The 928-nt window shown below is 76.3% G+C and carries 2 protein-coding genes; both read right to left on the reverse strand.

Features of this window, described 5'->3' with window-relative positions:
* Nucleotides 1-59: 59 nt before the first annotated feature.
* Complete coding sequence (locus ACFFNX_RS51290; protein WP_378213794.1) at nucleotides 60-197, reverse strand: hypothetical protein; 138 nt, start codon at nucleotides 195-197, stop codon at nucleotides 60-62.
* On the reverse strand, nucleotides 194-928 hold a 735-nt coding region (locus ACFFNX_RS51295), incomplete at its 5' end, for an AbrB family transcriptional regulator (RefSeq protein WP_378213795.1). The genes ACFFNX_RS51290 and ACFFNX_RS51295, both read right to left, overlap by 4 nt.

The following is a 928-nucleotide window of genomic DNA, read 5'->3' on the forward strand; positions in this document are numbered from 1 at the left end:
TTCGTTACCAGAAGGCAAACCGGTGAAGACCGGGAGAAGCGGGCGCTGCGAGCGGCGCGTCAGGCGTCCTCGCCGCACGGCAGGTGTACGTCCTCGCCCCGGTCGTCGCCGTCGTGCTCCGCCTCCGGCGCCGACACGGCGACCGCCGCACGCCCCGGGCCCGTACGGACCTTCGACCGGCCGTGCGGCCCTCTCACTCCGGCCGCACGGCACCGGTCTCGGCGGGCACCCGCACCCGCACCGTCCGCCTCATCGCGGAGACACAGCGCAGGAGCAACGGCGCCGCGACGACGACGCCGAACAGCCGCAGGCTCTGCACGCTGGACACCAGCGTCACGTTGGCGTGGGCCGCGACCGCCGCCGGGAGCACCGCGTTGATGCCGCCGGGAGTGGTCGCCAGGTAGGCGTCGGCGAACGACAGGCGGGTGACACGGGCGAGCGGCCAGGCGAGCAGGGCGCAGGCCAGGCAGGTGACGAACGTGACGGCCGCCAGGTGGCCCACGGCCCGGCCGGCGTGCCGCAGGGAGGGGCGGTCGAAACGCAGGCCGATCTCCAGTCCGATCCCGACGAACACCAGGTCCTGCAGGAGGCCCGCCGGGGCGAACCCGTGGGCCGCTCCCCCGAGGTTCGCGAGCGCCGCCGTCAGCATGGGACCGAGCACGAGCGGGGCGGGCAGGCGAAGGCGGGTCCCCGCGCGGACGCCCAGCAGCGCCACCGCGACCAGCGCGATGAGGCCGGCGACCTGGTCGGCCCCGCTGACGAGGTGCGGCACGGCCCAACCCGGGGACGATGGACCCCCGGCTCCCGGGGACGCGCCGGACGCCACGAGGGCGAGGACCGGCGGCGTCGTGACCGCGATCACGCCGACCCGGAAGTACTGGGCGACCGCCACCACACGCGCGTCCGCGCCGACGCCGTCCGCGGCGGC

It is taken from the genome of Actinoallomurus acaciae (assembly GCF_042429965.1).
GTDB classification, from domain to species: domain Bacteria; phylum Actinomycetota; class Actinomycetes; order Streptosporangiales; family Streptosporangiaceae; genus Actinoallomurus; species Actinoallomurus acaciae.